Origin of the sequence: Brevundimonas sp., from assembly GCF_036677305.1 — a bacterium.
In the GTDB taxonomy this organism is placed as follows: Bacteria; Pseudomonadota; Alphaproteobacteria; order Caulobacterales; family Caulobacteraceae; genus Brevundimonas.
In genome coordinates, this window is sequence record NZ_JAKFEB010000007.1 from 1 (window position 1) to 15,300 (window position 15,300).

Sequence of the window (15,300 nt, forward strand, 5' to 3'; positions counted from 1 at the left end):
CCTGGAGTCGGAAGCGGCCCACGGCACCGTCACCCGCCACTATCGCCAGCACCAGAAGGGCGAGGCGACCTCGACCAATTCGATCGCCTCGATCTACGCCTGGACGCGCGGCTTCTCGCACCGCGCCAAGCTGGACGGCAACGCCGAGCTGGAGCGTTTCGCCGACACGCTGGAACGCGTCGTCGTCGAGACCGTCGAGGCCGGCTACATGACCAAGGACCTGGCGCTGCTGGTCGGCGACCAACAGGGCTGGCTGACCACCGAGGGCTTCCTCGACAAGGTGGCCGAGAACCTGACCGCCGCGATGAAGGCTTCCTAGAGGGGCGCTATCGCTCACGACGCGGTCGCTCGCTGCTTGAGCGCTGGCCGCGTGAAACCACCCAAGGCTCGCCGGACTCGCGTCCGGCGAGCCTTTCGTTTGAGCGAACCCGGGGTTCGTGCATTGATGAAGCGTCCGGGGAGGCGCTCCATGAAATTTGTCGGCAGGTTCATCGTCATTCTGATCGGCATCATGGCGATCAACTTCTTCGCCGCCCCCGGCGTGGCCTTTCTCGCCCTGCGGTCGGCGGCGGAGTCCAGCGACGCCGCCGGCCTGGAACGACTGATCGACTATGCCGCCGTGCGCCAGTCGCTGCGGCCCCAGCTGGACGGAAATCCCGCCGCCGTCGCGCCGGCCCCGTCATTCATGGAAGACCCGATCGGGGCCGTGCGCCGACAGATCGAGCAGGCGGCGGCGCCGCAGGCCCCGGACGTTGAGGCCTATCTGACCCCCGCGGCGCTCGCGGCCCTGACCCGCGGCGAAGGACGCTATGCCTCGCAGCGCGACGGCGGGCCCCTGCCGTCGCCGGACGCCACGACGACCGGGGGGCCGATGCCCCGGCCGGTCTACTGGAGCGTCAACCGCGCCCGGATGGCGGTAACGGACGACGGCGGTTCGAGGACCGTCTTCACCTTCGAGCGGCGCGGTCCGTTCGAGTGGAAGCTGGTCCATGTCGGCCTGCCTGACCGAGTGGCGCCGGCGTCGTCCCGCACGGCGCCGGCGGCCGGCGACAGCGCCGGCAAGGCCGGCTGATCACGGGCTGGCGCTGCCGGCCGATTCCCGGCTACCGTGACCGCGGGAAGGCGTTTCGGCGCCAGAGGGAAGTATGGTCAAAAAGCTTATCGTCGGCGTCGCCGTGGCGGCCGTGTGCGGGTTCGCGCTCGCATGGGCGGCGTCGCCCATCCTCGCGGCCAGGGCCCTGATCAACGCGGCCAAGGCCGGCGATGAGCGCAGGATCGAACAGCTGGTCGACTTCCCGTCGCTGCGCGACAGTCTGAAGGAAGAGCTGAACGCCGAACTGATCGCCCGGATGCGGCGCGATCCGCGCGTGGTCGAGAGCGGGCTGGGCGGGCTGGGCATGATGCTGGCGCCCATGCTGCTGTCCGGCGCGGTGGATACGCTGGTGACGCCCGAGGTGGTGGCCAACATGGTCACGACCGCCGAGGCTCCCGATCCGACGAAGCCGGGCGATCCGAACCCGGTGGACGAGCACGACGCGAACGACATCCACCAGTCGTGGGGCTATCGCAGCCTGGACGAATTCGCCGTCACCCTGACCGACCGCGACCGGCCGAACGACCATCTGGCGCTGATCATGGAACGGCGCGGCCTGTTCGACTGGAAGCTGGCCGCCGTGGATCTGCAGAGCGCGCCGCCGGCCCCCTAGGCCCCCAGCGCTGTCCGCACCGCCGCCAGACCGGCTTCGGCTTTCGATCCGTCGGGCGCGCCGCCCTGGGCGAAGTCGGCCTTGCCGCCCGCGCCCTGTCCGCCCATGGCGATGACCGCGGCCCGCGCCAGATCGGCGGCGTTGACCTTGCCCGCCAGATCCGAGGTCGCGGCGACGGTGACCGCCGCCTTGCCGTCGGTCAGGCCGATCAGGGCGACGACGCCCGAGCCGACCTGTTTGCGGAAGTCCTCGGCCACGCCGCGCAGGCCCTTGCCGTCGACGCCGTCGAGGACGCGGGCGATCAGCTTGACCCCGTTGATCTCTTCCGGCGCGGCGTTGGCGGATGCTCCGCCGCCGCCGAGGGCCAGCTGTTTCTTCAGGTCGGCGACCTGTTTTTCCAGCGCACGGCGATCGGAGACGAGGGCCTCGACGCGGGCCGGGACGTCGGCGGGCTGGACCTTGAAACTCTGGGCCAGAGTCTTCGCGACGCCGGCCTGGGCCAGCAGATACTGTCGGGCGGCCTCGCCGGTCAGGGCCTCGATGCGGCGGACGCCGGCGGCGATGCCCGTCTCGGAGGTGATCTTGAACAGGGCGATGTCGCCCGTGCGCGCGACATGGGTGCCGCCGCACAGCTCGACGGAATAGGGCTTGTCGGCTTCTTTCAGGTCCCGGCCGAGCGTCAGGACGCGGACCTCGTCGCCGTATTTCTCGCCGAACAGGGCGACGGCGCCGGCGGCGATGGCCTCCTGCGGGCCCATCATCTTCGTCTCGGCGGGAAGGTTCTGGCGGATGACGGCGTTCACCTCGTCCTCCATCCGCGCCAGTTCGTCCTCGGTGACCGGAGCGTTGTGGCTGAAGTCGAAGCGCAGCCGCTCGGCGTCGACCATCTGGCCCTTCTGGGCCACGTGTCCGCCCAGCACATTGGCCAGGGCCTTGTGCAACAGGTGGGCGGCCGAGTGGTTGGCGCGGGTGGTCAGGCGGGCGTCGGCGCTGGAGCGCAGCTGGGCGCGGGCCCCGATGGCCAGGGCGCCCGAGGTCACCTCGATGCGGTGGGCGAACAGGTCGCCGGCGTGCTTCTGGACGTCCAGCACCGTGGCCGAGCCCTGCTGGCCGGTGGCGTCGGTCCATTCGATCTCGCCGCGGTCGCCGGCCTGGCCGCCGCCCTCGCCATAGAAGGGGGTCTGGTCGAACAGGACCTCGGCGGTTTCGCCGGGCGCCAGTTCGTCGACCGAGGCGCCGCCGCGCACGATGGCCAGGACCTCGCCCGAACCCTCGACGGCGTCATAGCCGGTGAAGACGGTCGGTCCCAGGCGGTCGCGCAGGGCCAGCCATTCGCCGGTCGCGGCGGTCTGGCCGGAGCCGGTCCAGTGTTCGCGGCTGCGCGCCTTCTGCTCGTTCATGGCGGCGTCGAAGGCGTCGGTGTCGACGGTGAAGCCGCGGCGGCGCGCCTCGTCCTGGGTCAGGTCGAGGGGGAAGCCGTAGGTGTCGTACAGGGTGAAGGCCGTCTGGCCCGACAGGACCCCGCCCTCGCCGAGATCGCGCGACGCCTCCTCCAGCAGGCCCATGCCGCGGCCGAGGGTGGTGCGGAAGCGGATCTCTTCCTGCTTCAGCGTGTCCTCGACGAAGGCCTGGGCGCGTTTCAGCTCGGGGAAGGCCTCGCCCATTTCCGAGACGAGCGTCGGCACCAGCCGGTGCATCAGCGGGTCCGAGGCGCCCAGCAGGTGGGCGTGGCGCATGGCGCGGCGCATGATGCGGCGCAGGACGTAGCCGCGGCCCTCGTTCGAGGGGGTGACGCCGTCCGCGATGAGGAAGGACGAGCTGCGCAGGTGGTCGGCGATGACCCGGTGGCTGGCCGCCATGTCGCCGTTCGGATTGGTCCCGGTGGCGTCGGCCGAGGCCGCGATCAGGGTCTGGAACAGGTCGGTGTCGAAGACAGAGTTCTTGCCCTGCAGCACCGAGGCGATGCGCTCCAGCCCCATGCCGGTGTCGACGCTGGGCTTGGGAAGGCTGCGAACGATCTGGTCGTTCTCCTTCTCGAACTGCATGAAGACGTTGTTCCAGATCTCCACGAACCGGTCGCCGTCCTCGTCCGGCGAGCCGGGAGGACCGCCGGGGACGTGGTCGCCGTAGTCCCAGAAGATCTCGGTGCAGGGGCCGCACGGGCCGTTGTCGCCCATGGCCCAGAAATTGTCGGAGCCGGCGATGCGGATGATCCTGTCGTCGCCGAAGCCGGTGACCTTCTTCCAGATCGCGGCGGCCTCGTCGTCGTCGATGTAGACGGTGACCAGCAGGCGGTTGGGGTCGAGGCCGAAGTCCTTCGTGACCAGCTGCCAGGCGCGGTCGATCGCGTGTTCCTTGAAGTAGTCGCCGAAGGAGAAATTCCCCAGCATTTCAAAGAAGGTCAGGTGCCGCGCGGTGTAGCCGACGTTGTCCAGATCGTTGTGCTTGCCGCCCGCGCGGACGCATTTCTGCGAGCTGGTGGCGCGGGGGTACGGCGGGGTCGAAGCCCCCGTGAAATAGTCCTTGAACGGCACCATGCCGGCGTTGACGAACAGCAGGGTCGGGTCGTTCTGCGGCACCAGCGGAGCCGAGTGGACCTTCTCGTGCCCATCGGCCGCGAAATAGTCGAGGAAGGTCGAGCGGATCTGTTTCAGGCTGGACATTGGCGGTGCGTTCGGTCGGGGAGAAACGGGGAACGCGCCTCATATAGGGGTTTGGGCCCCAATGCATCACCCGCCCGTGATCGGCGCATGGCGCGGCCGCAAGAAAAAAGGCCGCCCGACCCCGGGTGGAGGATCGAGCGGCCGCTCCGTCCGGCCCGGCCCGGCGGGGGTCGGATGGCGGGTCGGCGGACCCGGCCGGAGAAGGTTCTGACCTGACCGAATTGTCCGTGTCCCGGAAAATTCGTGGGACAGTTTCGGACATTCGGACATTTCGGCGGGGTTAGCCCTCGAGGTCCTGGCCCTCGTCGGGTTCGGGCGTGCCCAGCAGTTCCTCGGCGATCTTGGTGGTCGAGGCGCGCACGGCCTTCTCGATCGAGTCGGCGACGTCCGGATTGGCCTTGAGGAAGGCGCGCACATTCTCGCGGCCCTGGCCGATGCGCTGGCTGTCGTAGGAGAACCAGCTGCCCGACTTCTCGACGATGCCGGCCTTGACGCCCAGGTCGATGATCTCGCCCAGCTTGGAGATGCCCTCGCCGTACATGATGTCGAAGATGACCTCGCGGAACGGCGGGGCGACCTTGTTCTTGACCACCTTCACGCGGGTCGTGTTGCCCACCACCTCGTCGCGGTCCTTGATCGCGCCGGTGCGGCGGATGTCGAGGCGGACCGAGGCGTAGAATTTCAGCGCGTTTCCGCCCGTCGTCGTTTCCGGCGAGCCGTACATGACGCCGATCTTGTGGCGGATCTGGTTGATGAACAGGACGATGCACTGCGACTTGTTGATCGAGGCGGTCAGCTTGCGCAGGGCCTGGCTCATCAGGCGGGCCTGAAGGCCGGGCAGGCTGTCGCCCATCTCGCCCTCGATCTCGGCGCGCGGCGTCAGGGCGGCGACGGAGTCGACCACCACGATGTCCACGGCGCCCGAGCGCACCAGGGTGTCGACGATTTCCAGCGCCTGTTCGCCCGTGTCGGGCTGGGACACCAGCAGGTCGTCGAGGTTGACGCCCAGCTTCTGGGCGTAGCCCGGGTCGAGCGCGTGTTCGGCGTCGACGAAGGCGGCGGTGCCGCCGGCCTTCTGGATCTCGGCCACGGTGTGCAGGGCCAGGGTCGTCTTGCCCGAGCTTTCCGGTCCGAAGACCTCGATCACCCGGCCGCGCGGCAGACCGCCGATGCCCAGCGCCATGTCGAGGCCCAGCGAGCCGGTCGAGACCGAGGGAATGACCTCGGTCACGCCGTTCTTGCCGAGCTTCATGACCGAGCCCTTGCCGAAGGCGCGGTCGATCTGGGCGATCGCCGCCTCCAGGGCCCGTTGCTTGTCGCCGTCGTCGCGCGTCACCAACTTCAAATTCGCCTGAGCTGCCACCTTGCCACTCTCCCTTGCCATGATTCCCATCTGGTTCCGGGAGAGACCCGCCTGGACCCGCTCCCTGTTGAGACGCAGTTAGTACACGGTTTGTTCCGGTTGCCAATATGTTCTTTTCGGAACGCGGACGAGGTACGACCAAATTTGACGTAGGCTAGTCCGGTCGCCGCCAGGCCACGATGCGGGTGGTGGAGATCTGGACCGCCTCGCCGTGCTGGTTCCGCGTTTCGCTGCGGGTGCGGATCATGCCGCGGTCGGCGCGGGTTCGGGACGGCAGGATTTCCAGCACCTCGACATGGACGGTGAGGACGTCCCCGGGCCGGGTGGGGCGAGGCCATGTCGTCTCGCCGCCCGCGCCGACGAGGCCTCCGGCGAGCGGAAACGCTTCGACCAGCAGGCGCATCGTCAGGGCCGCCGTGTGCCAGCCGCTGGCGGCCAGACCGCCGAACAGGCTGTCCTTCGCCGCCTCTTCATAGAGATGGAAGGGCTGGGGGTCGAACTGGCGGGCGAAGGCCTTGATCTCGTCCGCCGTGATGACGACCGGGCCCGAGACGAAGGTCTGGCCGACGTGGAGGTCTTCCAGATACAGGGGCGCGGTCATGCCGCGGCGATCGTGTCGGGGGCGGGTTCAGGCTCGGCGAACCGGGCCGCCCCCGACAGGGCGGCGCCGAGCAGCAGGATCGCCATGGCCGCCATCAGCAGGGGCCGCGCCGTCGTCCGCTCGGGGCTGAGCGGTCGGACGAACATCAGCACCAGCAGGCCCAGCAGGACCAGCACGCCAGGCAGGTCCATGCCGATGCCGAGGAAGGTCGTATGGGCCAGGCCGGCGATCCAGCCGGCGCCCAGCACGGCGGCGACGGCGACGGGCGCCAGCGATTTCGGCCGGGTCAGGCCCGGATCGAGGAAGGCCGCGGCGGCGGCGGTCAGAGCAGCCAGCAGGCCGGTCCAGACGAACAGGAAGGCAGTCTCGGGCGCCGCGGCCTGGGCGGCCGAGGCGACGATCAGGATCAGGCCGATCAGCCCGCTCCATCCGCCCCAGACCGAACGGGCGGACAGGGCCGGGAACAGGGACAGGGCGACGGCGACGACCGCCGCGCCGATGACGATGACGTTCATCCCGCCGAGGATCAGGGCCAGGACGGCGGCCGCGGCGATCCCGCCGGCGACGACGCGGCGGTCGGGCCGGGTGCGTCCGCCCATCAGGGCGAGGCCGAGCGCCAGGACGGTCAGGGCCGTGCCGGCCTCCATCCACGGCAGGCGGGCCAGCAGGGTGTAGTAGGCCTCGGCGCTCTGGGCGCGGCCGGACAGCGGGCCGGCCAGCAGGCGGACGGCCTGGGTCAGGACCAGACCCGCCGACAGGAACCACAGGCCGTCGACCATGCCGCGACCGACGTCGGCGAAGGTCAGGCCGGCGCGGGACCGGGCTCTCCACATGGCCGCGCCGAGGGCGAGGAAGGCGAGGCCCAGCAGCAGCCAGCCTGTCTGGGGGGCGTGGCCGACGATGACGCGTCCGAACAGGTCCGAATAGACGACGTTCTGCGTCGCGGCGGGCAGGGCGCGGGCGCGCAGCAGGGCGTCCGAGGTCTCCAGCGCCTGTGAACCGATGTGCTGGACGCTGCCCTGGTCCAGAGCGTCCGGGGTCGAGGCGCCGGCGTGGTACTGGTCCGGGCGGCCGATGAAGGCGAGGTTGATCCCCTGGACGCCGCGATCCTTGGGAATGGTGAAGTCGGTGCCGTTGGGCATCAGCTCATAGACGAAGACCGCCAGCGAATTGGACGAGACGCCGCCCGTCGCGCGGACGCCCGTGCGGGCGAACAGGCCGATGGTCTGCGCGTTTCCGCGCCCCGTCTCGAACATCATGGCGCGGCCGCCGCCGCCCCGCGCTTCCAGATTGACCACGGCGCCGATGCGGTCGCGCAGGGGGTGGCCGCCCCAGAAGACCCGGGCTCCGTCGAGGTTCAGTTCCTCGCCGTCGGTGAGGAGGACGACGAGGGTGCGGTCGGCGGGACCGCGGGCGCGGATGGCGCGGACGGTCTCGAGAATGGCGGCCACGCCCGCGGTGTCGTCAGCGGCTCCGGCGGAGTTGGGCACGGTGTCGTAGTGAGCCATCAGGGCGACCGCGGGCAGGCGCGGATCGCGCCCGGGCAGGACGCCGATCAGGTTGATCAGTTCGAGCCCGGTCGCCGAGCCGCCGTTGCGCTCTATCCGCTGCACCGCTTCCGGCGAGAAGGGGCCGGTCTGGGTCGAGGTCTGCAGGCCGAGGGCGGCCATGCGATCCAGCAGCACGGTCCGGACCCGGATGTGGTCCGCCGAACCGACGGGGTGGGGGCGTTGGGCGATCTCGCGGACATCGACCATGGCGCGCCGGGCGGAGAAGTCCGTCGCGGCTGCGGTCGCGGGGACCGGGCGGGGACTCTGCAGGGTCAGCACCGCGATCAGCAGCGCCAGCGCCAGTGATCCGCCAAGCCAGAGCAGCCGCATGATCCATCCTCCCCGATGAAAGGATACGCTAGCGGGCTATGTCGGGTTCGTCATCCTTCGGCGAACGAGGCCTGGACGGGCGGCGCCCGCCCCGGTCGCGTCACGCGTCCTTCGGCGCCCAGAAACCCGCGGCATGGGCGGCCGTGACGGCGTCGACGACGGCCGGCGAGACGCCGAAGCGGCGCATGTCGTCCGCGGTCATGGTGGCGGCGTCGGCGCAGCCCTGGGCGACCTGGGCGAATTCGGGACTGACCGAAAGGCCGCCGTTCTCCGCGTCCAGCCAGACCTTGAAGCCGGTACTCTCGAGGGCTTCGGTCGACCACATCCCGGCGCAGTCCGCCGCATGTTCGCGATCGGTCGAGGCCAGCATTCTGGCGCTGTACCAGGCCGACAGGGCGGGCGAGGCCAGGCCGGGCACATAGTCCGCCGGCATGTCGTCGATTTCGCCGCGCGTCAGCTGCAGCCCCGGCGCGACGGCAACCCAGTCGACGGCCCGTCCGGTCGCCAGATCATAGGTGATGGCGGTCTGGTCGAAGCTGGGGTGCGCCGCGCCCTCGCACGCATAGCCCTGGGCGATCCGGAAGCTGATGAAGGCCGGGCCGGTCATCGGCTGGGTGACGCCCCGTTCGTATCCGCCGCCGCCGTCGCAGCCCTCGGCCCTGGCGGCGGTGTCGCGGAGGTCCAGATCGGCGTTGATCGCCGCGATGGCCGCGCCCTCGCCGACCAGCCGCGGCAGGGCTCCGACGCTCGGGGCCAGGTCCGGCCGGGCCTCGAAGGTCACGGGCGCCGCTTCAGCCCCCCCGGCGGTCGACGCCGGGTTGCAGGCGGTCACGCCCAGCAGCAGCGCAGCCATGGCCGCGCAGGTGATCGTCTTCATATCGGGTCCCCGCCGAGAAATCAGCGTTCACCCTGCACGGGTCCGCGTACGCGCGCCAGTCCGGAAATTCAGGCCGTTCCGACGCTTACGCCGCGCGGCGCAGGGCGGCCGGGGATTTGACGAACAGGCCCTTGCGGCCGGCCACGGCCCGGAAGGCGATGCTGTCGCCCTCGGGGTGTTCGTCGGGACCCAGGAACAGGCAGCCGTCGTCGACGAGGCGGCGTTCCAGATTGTCGAACATGTCACGGCGCCGCGCGGGGTCGGCGTCGCCCAGCACGTGCCGGCAGAAGATGACGTCGAAGCGGTGATCGTCGGTCGGGGCGTCGGCGAGGTTGGCGCGGGCGAAATGGACGGCGGCGCGCAGCTCGGCCCTGGCGATCCAGGCGTCCTCTGCCTGATCGAACCAGCGCAGCATGGTCTCGGCCTTGAGCCCGCGCTGGATCTCGAAGCCGGTGTAGGCGCCGGAGCGGGCCTTTTCGAGCGCCCGCTGGGACAGGTCGGTGGCGATGATCTCGACGGGGACGTGGGCTTCCTGGGCGGCGATGGCCAGCGACCAGGCTTCCTGGCCGGTGGAGCAGCCGGCGGACCAGATTCGCACCGGCTGGCCGGCGCGGGCCTTGCCCAGGGCGGGCAGCAGTTCCCCGGCGAGGGTGTCGAAGCTGGAGCGGTCGCGGCGGAACCATGTCTCGGGGTTCAGCAGGGCCTCGATCACCGCCCAGCCCAGCGAGGCCACCGGTTTGGCCCACAACGAGGCCAGCATGGCGTCGACGCTCTCGAACCCCTCGCGCCGGGCCACGGGGCCCAGACGGTGTTCGGCCAGCTTCATCCGGTCGCGCGTCAGCCTGAACCCCGCGCGCGAGGCCATCAGGTTCTGCAGGCGATCGAAATCGTCCGGCGTCATGGGATCAGACGGCCCCCACTTCGGCGAATTTGGAGGTCAGGATCTCGCCGTCGAACGGCTTCATCACATAGTCGTCGGCGCCGGCCGACAGGGCCTCGGCGATGCGTTCGGCGCGGGTCTCGATGGTGCAGAACAGGACCTTGGGGGCGTCGCCGCCGGGCAGGGCGCGCAGGCGGCGCAGGAAGGTCATGCCGTCCATGACGGGCATCGACCAGTCCAGCAGGATGACCTCGGGCATGACCCCGGCGCAGAAGGCCAGGGCCTCGGAGCCGTCGGCGGCCTCGTCGACCTCGAAGCCGAGCCCCTCGACGATGCGCCGCGCGACCTTGCGGATGATCCGGCTGTCGTCGACGATCAGACAGGTTCTGGGGGTCAAGTTCGGGTTCCGATATTGCGCCGCACAACGCCCGCGTGTGCCGCGCGGCCATAGTCGCCCCAAGCCGGTTAATGACTCCTTGGGAAACCGGCTTAAGGCTCAGTTAGGCATGCGAACGGTGAGGATAACCCGGCCCTCTTCGGTCCGGACATCCAGGGAACCGCCGGCGTCGCGGGCGGTCAGCCACAGCCAGTAGGGTTGAATCCACTGGCCCGGCAGGCCCTCGCTGAGGGGCCGTCCGGCCAGGCCCGAGACGGCCTCGCCCTTCAGGCGGGCGCGGTTACCCTCGGCGTCGCCCTCGATGATGAGGTCCCCGTCCTCGCGCCGGGTGGAGACGGTCGCGGTTCCGCCGGAGGGCAAGGCGGCCATGGTCAGATAGGCGAGGTTCACCAGCGCGCGCGACTGGGCCTTGGAATAGCTGGCGTCCTCGGCCGTCCAGGCCAGCGTCGCGCGACCGCCCTCGGTCAGGCCCGCGACCAGTTCGCCCAGCTCGGCGCCCGAGAAGCGTTCGGCCGAGGTCGCGGCCCCGAAAGCCACCCGGGCGAAGGAGACCAGGGCCACCATCTTTTTCGCACTGGCCTCGATCAGGCCCATGGCGTCGTCGCGCATGTCCTGCGCCGAGGGATCCTTCAGCAGGTCGAGGCCGGAACTGATCGCTCCGGCCGGGCTGATGAAGTCGTGGCACAGCTTTCCCGCAATCAGGGCGGCGAGCGCCTGTCCATCGGGAAGAGGGCCGTCAGGAAGGGGGCCGTCGGGCAGGGCGGTGGTGGTGTCGGTCATAGGGCCCCGGAGCAACAGTCGGAATCAGGTGCGGACGCTGACCTGATTTGCCGGTTCGCGAAACCGCCCGGATGCTCTAAGGCCGCGCCATGATCAAACGACTGACCGCCGACCTGAAGTCCGGCGCCCTGACCGAGGCCCTCGCCGATATCGCCGAGGACGCCGCGCGGGTCATCCTGCCCTACTGGCGCAACGGCGTGGTCGCGGAGACCAAGGCCGACGACAGCCCTGTGACCCTGGCCGACCAGCAGGCCGAGGCCCTGATCCTGGCCCGGCTGGAGGCGCTGTACCCGGGCGTGCAGACCGTGGCCGAGGAGGCGGTGGCCGCCGACGGCGCCCCGGCCGAGGCCGCCGAGTGGTTCTGGCTGATCGACCCGCTGGACGGCACGCGCGGCTTCGTCGAGGGCCGCGAGAGCTTCACCGTCAATATCGCCCTGATCCACAAGGGCCTGCCGGTGGCGGGCGTGGTGACGGCGCCGGCCACGGCCATGACCTGGCGCAGCGGTCCGACCAGGGGGGGCGCCTTCCGCCGCCGCTTCGGCGAGGGCTGGCAGGCGATCAAGGTGCGCAACCGGCCGGCCTCGCCGATGGCGGTGATGAGCCACAGCATGACCGACGCCGAGGCCGAGCGGCTGGCCTCGCGTCACGGCTGCGTGCAATGGCAGGGGACGGACTCCTCGCTGAAATTCTGCCTGATCGCCGAGGGGCGGTTCGACGCCTATCCGCGCACCGGCCCGACCTCGGAATGGGACACGGCGGCGGGGCAGGCCGTGCTTGAAGCGGCCGGCGGGCGGGTCATGGGCGAGGACGGCCAGCGACTGCGCTACGGCAAGCCGTGCTTCGCCAACGGCGGGTTCGTGGCGCTGGGCGGCTAGCCTAGAGGCTGACCTTCTCGGGCATGGCCAGCACGGCGCGATCGACGAGCGCCGGAACGCCGCTTTCGCGAGCCGTTTCCATGGCCTCGGCCAGCATCAGGCCGATGGCGCGAGGCTCGATTCCCATCAGCCGTCCCTTGGCCATGGCGAGACGGGCCATGCCGATCTGGTCGGCGGCCCAGTCGAGCGGCCGGGAGGTCCGCACGTTCAGGCGCTGACGGACGATGGTTTCAAGCCCGGCCAGGGCGGCGAGGTCGCCGACGTCCTCGGCCAGGTCGACTTCCGTCGCCAGCCGCCGCTCGCGCGCCAGGGCGCCGAGGACCAGCCCGGGCTCGCGGCTCAGGGCCTCGGCCTGGACCAGGGCCAGCAGCGGCGTTTCGCCGGGCGTCCGGGCCAGTTGCACGGCCACCCAGTCCAGCGGGCTGTGATCCGGGGTGAACTGGTCGGCGGCGGCGTCGAACAGATCGCGGCCCTGCTGGGCGGCGGCGTCGTTGCGCGCCAGCCTGGCCAGGGCCATCAGGCCGGCCCCGGCCAGGGCGAGCGCGCGGGCGCGGGTCAGGGGGCGGTAGTCGGGCGAGGCGGCCTCGACCAGCACCCGCAGGTCGCGTCCGGCCTGATCCAGCAGCCGGCCGTCGCGGCGCGCGACCCCGGCCTCGAGCGACAGGGCCGCGCGGTCCAGCATCAACTCATCGCCCATGGTCCGGGGCAGATCCCGGGCGCCGTGGACGGCGGCGTCCAGCAGGGCGGCCGCGTCCAGCATGACCGACGGCTCGCCCGACAGCCGGGCGCGACGCGCCGTCAGCCGGGCGTGCAGGGCGGCGGCGGCGGACTGGGTCGCGGGGCGATCGGCGGAAACGGACTGAACATCGGCCAGGGCCGCCGCGAGCGTCTCCGGGCCGCCGAACAGGTCGAAACGCAACAGATGGATCTCGCCGGCTTCGATGGCGGCGGCGGCGGTCTGGTCAGGCGTCGTGGTGTGGCGTGCGGCGTCGCCGGCGGCGGCTGTCGCGCGGTCGAGGCTGGCGCGCCGCCCCGTACGTCGTGCGTGTTCGCGCCACAGGGCGGAGGCGCGCATCCAGCCGGCGAAAGGCCGGGTGCAGGAAACGCGACCCGCGTCGATCGCCTCGCGCCGGGCCTCGGTTTCCACCAGGTCGGCGCCGATCAGTTCCAGCCAGCCGAGATCATCGCTTTCGCGCGCCTTGTCGAACAGCTTTCTGAGATCACGGCCAAATTCGAACATGGCTTCAGGCGCTCCGGTCGTCCCGCTTCGGGACCAAACAGGCGTCCCGGGGGTGCAGGGTGCAAACGCAGCGCCGCGCCGGGAGTTCGACGGGGTGGTTAACGTCGATCAGGCCCCTTTGCGCCTGGCGGGGCTCAGTGCGCTGGAACGCCGGTCGCGGCGCGGGCCTCGGCGATCCGGTCGAGGATGCGCCGCAGGCGTTCCGGGGCCTGTCCGCCGTGGGGGTCGTTGGCGACCGGCTGAATGACCCGCTCCGCCTCGTCCACGAGGCCGTGCCTCAACATCGCCTCGGCGGTAACGGCGCGGTTGCTGGCCACCTCGGGCGCTATGGCGACGGCGCGGCGCCAAAGCTCGACGTCGTTCTCGGTCGGATAGTCGGGGGCGAAACGCCGACTGTAGGCGATGTTCTGATAGACCCGGTTGTCACTCGGATCCGCCTCATAGGCGCGCGCCAGAAATCCCCGCGCCTGCCGGTAAAGGCGTTCGCGCGCTTCCGGATCGGTCAGTTTGTCGCCGGCCGTGATCCGCGCGTCGGCCATTAGCAGCAGCAGCTCGGAGTTGGCCGGATCAGCGGCCAGCAGGGGCCGGACGGCCTCTTCTGCGGCGGCCGGATCACCCCAGCGGAGTTCGACTCGCGCCAGCATCATCTGCGCGAGGGCGTCGCCGGGATGGCGTGCAGCCGCCGCGCGCGCGCGGGCCAGCACGCCGGGGCCCTGATCGGGCGGGCCGCCATCCCGGGCGTTGAGGTCGATCAGCAATACGTCGTCGGCGCTGTCCGGCAGGGTGGTGATCGTCACTGCCGGGACCGTCCCGCCGAGCTCCAGTTCAGCGTAGCGCGGACCCGCGTCGCGATACATCCGCAGGGCCCGTTCCAGCTGCGGGACGTCCATGCCGAAATTGGATTGCAGGGCTGTCTCAGGGGCCATGCCCCGCGCCGTGTCGCCGAGATAGGCCTCCATGCGCCGACGTCGTTCGGGGTCGGTCAGGGTCCAGTGCATCAGCAGCCAGGACTGGGCGTAGAAAGCTGAATGCTTGTCTATGTTCCCGCGCGGATATTGTCCGGTGAGGACCTGCTCCATCGGCAGCCAAGGGAGGTTGTGAAGGGTCCAGACTCTCATCTGGTTGCTTTTGCCCACCGTTGCGCGACCGCTCGGGGTCACGGTCGCGGTCATGAAGAACTCGGCGAATCCTTCCCTGAACCAGGCGGGGTAGACCCCCGGAAAGTTGCGGAACATGAAGTGGTGCGCATACTCGTGACGCAGGAACTCATCCCCTTCCCTGCGGATCGCGATGGCCCGGACGTCCCGGAAATGGGCCGTGTAGAAGCCTGCGGTTCCTTCGGCGACGCCGGGAGAGACGATGGCGAGGTCGTCCCGATTGCGGACCACATAGACGGGCAGTTTTCGGCCGGCGTCGCCCTCCGGAAGACCGAAATAGGCGCGCATCAATTGGTCGATGCGTTCCAGCCCTATGGCGTCCTCGCGAAGATCGCGCTCGAAGCCGTTGCCGTGGACGATAAAATGGGCCGTTTCCGCCTTGCGCCAGTCGGCGTGGGCCAGTCCGGGAATGGCGGCAGCAGCCGCGGCCATCAGGCTGACCCGCAGCCAGGTGAACGCGCGATCAAAGACGTTCATCGATTCCCCTCATGCAACCGGACACACATAGCCGGTCTCCATGACAGGTTGTCCAGAAGCGTCAGCCTCGTTCCTTCGTCTTCGTGAAGGCCACGGTGGGGAACCGCTCCATGACATAGCCGGTCTCCCAGCTCGACTTGGCGAGGAAGACCGGGTCGTCGTCGATGTCGCGGGCCATCTGGCCGCGGTATTTGCCCATGAAGTCCTCGAGATCGGCCTTCGTTCCGCCGATCCAGCGCGCCTCGGCCCAGGGCGAGGGCTCGAAAATGACCTCGAGGCCGTATTCCTCGCCCAGACGGTCGGCCATGACCTCGAACTGCAGCTGGCCGACGGCGCCCACGACGAAGTCCAAACCCATCTCGGGGCGGAACAGCTGGGTGACGCCCTCCTCGGCCAGGCCGTCC

Annotated in this window: 14 protein-coding genes and 1 pseudogene; 4 read left to right on the forward strand and 11 right to left on the reverse strand. The window is 70.2% G+C overall.

What is annotated here, in order from left to right:
• The 3 genes from V6M42_RS00195 to V6M42_RS00205 form a co-directional block, all read left to right on the forward strand.
• The coding region (locus tag V6M42_RS00195) for an isocitrate/isopropylmalate family dehydrogenase (RefSeq protein ID WP_332676341.1) at window positions 1-319 on the forward strand (319 nt) is incomplete at its 5' end.
• Window positions 320-469: 150 nt separating this feature from the next.
• Window positions 470-1,072 (forward strand): DUF2939 domain-containing protein, encoded by a 603-nt coding sequence (locus V6M42_RS00200; RefSeq protein ID WP_332676343.1) that lies wholly within the window; start codon window positions 470-472, stop codon window positions 1,070-1,072.
• A gap of 73 nt (window positions 1,073-1,145) precedes the next feature.
• The gene (locus tag V6M42_RS00205; RefSeq protein WP_332676344.1) at window positions 1,146-1,706 is read left to right on the forward strand and encodes a DUF2939 domain-containing protein; all 561 of its coding nucleotides are present in this window, start codon (window positions 1,146-1,148) and stop codon (window positions 1,704-1,706) included.
• Here the strand turns inward: V6M42_RS00205 and alaS are convergent.
• From alaS to chpT, 8 genes are all read right to left on the reverse strand, one after another.
• Complete coding sequence (gene alaS / locus V6M42_RS00210; protein ID WP_332676345.1) at window positions 1,703-4,369, reverse strand: alanine--tRNA ligase; 2,667 nt, start codon at window positions 4,367-4,369, stop codon at window positions 1,703-1,705. The two genes, V6M42_RS00205 and alaS, sit on opposite strands and share 4 nt — an antisense overlap.
• 280 nt (window positions 4,370-4,649) lie before the next feature.
• Window positions 4,650-5,732 carry a recombinase RecA gene (recA, locus tag V6M42_RS00215; RefSeq protein WP_332658366.1) on the reverse strand — a complete coding sequence of 361 codons (1,083 nt, stop codon included), beginning with the start codon at window positions 5,730-5,732 and terminating at the stop codon, window positions 4,650-4,652.
• A 154-nt stretch (window positions 5,733-5,886) separates the two neighbouring features.
• Window positions 5,887-6,333: a MaoC family dehydratase gene (locus V6M42_RS00220; RefSeq protein ID WP_332676347.1), complete on the reverse strand. Its 447-nt coding sequence runs from the start codon at window positions 6,331-6,333 to the stop codon at window positions 5,887-5,889.
• On the reverse strand, window positions 6,330-8,213 hold the full coding sequence (locus V6M42_RS00225; RefSeq protein WP_332676349.1) for a M20/M25/M40 family metallo-hydrolase: 1,884 nt from the start codon (window positions 8,211-8,213) through the stop codon (window positions 6,330-6,332). The genes V6M42_RS00220 and V6M42_RS00225 overlap by 4 nt, the downstream gene beginning before the upstream one ends.
• Before the next feature lie 100 nt (window positions 8,214-8,313).
• Window positions 8,314-9,090: a hypothetical protein gene (locus tag V6M42_RS00230; RefSeq protein WP_332676352.1), complete on the reverse strand. Its 777-nt coding sequence runs from the start codon at window positions 9,088-9,090 to the stop codon at window positions 8,314-8,316.
• A gap of 85 nt (window positions 9,091-9,175) precedes the next feature.
• Window positions 9,176-9,991 carry a CheR family methyltransferase gene (locus tag V6M42_RS00235; protein WP_332658373.1) on the reverse strand — a complete coding sequence of 272 codons (816 nt, stop codon included), beginning with the start codon at window positions 9,989-9,991 and terminating at the stop codon, window positions 9,176-9,178.
• A gap of 4 nt (window positions 9,992-9,995) precedes the next feature.
• On the reverse strand, window positions 9,996-10,367 hold the full coding sequence (locus V6M42_RS00240; RefSeq protein WP_332676355.1) for a response regulator: 372 nt from the start codon (window positions 10,365-10,367) through the stop codon (window positions 9,996-9,998).
• Window positions 10,368-10,466: 99 nt separating this feature from the next.
• Entirely contained in the window at window positions 10,467-11,147 is a 681-nt protein-coding gene (gene chpT / locus V6M42_RS00245; protein ID WP_332676357.1) for a histidine phosphotransferase ChpT, read from the reverse strand.
• An 89-nt stretch (window positions 11,148-11,236) separates the two neighbouring features.
• Between chpT and cysQ the strand changes: the two genes are divergently transcribed.
• Window positions 11,237-12,022, forward strand: a complete 786-nt coding sequence (cysQ, locus tag V6M42_RS00250; protein ID WP_332676359.1) for a 3'(2'),5'-bisphosphate nucleotidase CysQ — start codon at window positions 11,237-11,239, stop codon at window positions 12,020-12,022.
• A 1-nt stretch (window position 12,023) separates the two neighbouring features.
• Here the strand turns inward: cysQ and V6M42_RS00255 are convergent, their stop codons facing one another.
• The 3 genes and pseudogenes from V6M42_RS00255 to prfC form a co-directional block, all read right to left on the reverse strand.
• Complete coding sequence (locus tag V6M42_RS00255) at window positions 12,024-13,262, reverse strand: hypothetical protein (RefSeq protein ID WP_332676361.1); 1,239 nt, start codon at window positions 13,260-13,262, stop codon at window positions 12,024-12,026.
• A 134-nt stretch (window positions 13,263-13,396) separates the two neighbouring features.
• Window positions 13,397-14,896: a hypothetical protein gene (locus V6M42_RS00260; protein WP_332676363.1), complete on the reverse strand. Its 1,500-nt coding sequence runs from the start codon at window positions 14,894-14,896 to the stop codon at window positions 13,397-13,399.
• A gap of 61 nt (window positions 14,897-14,957) precedes the next feature.
• Window positions 14,958-15,300 (reverse strand): annotated as a pseudogene (gene prfC, locus V6M42_RS00265) (peptide chain release factor 3); the annotation flags it as partial.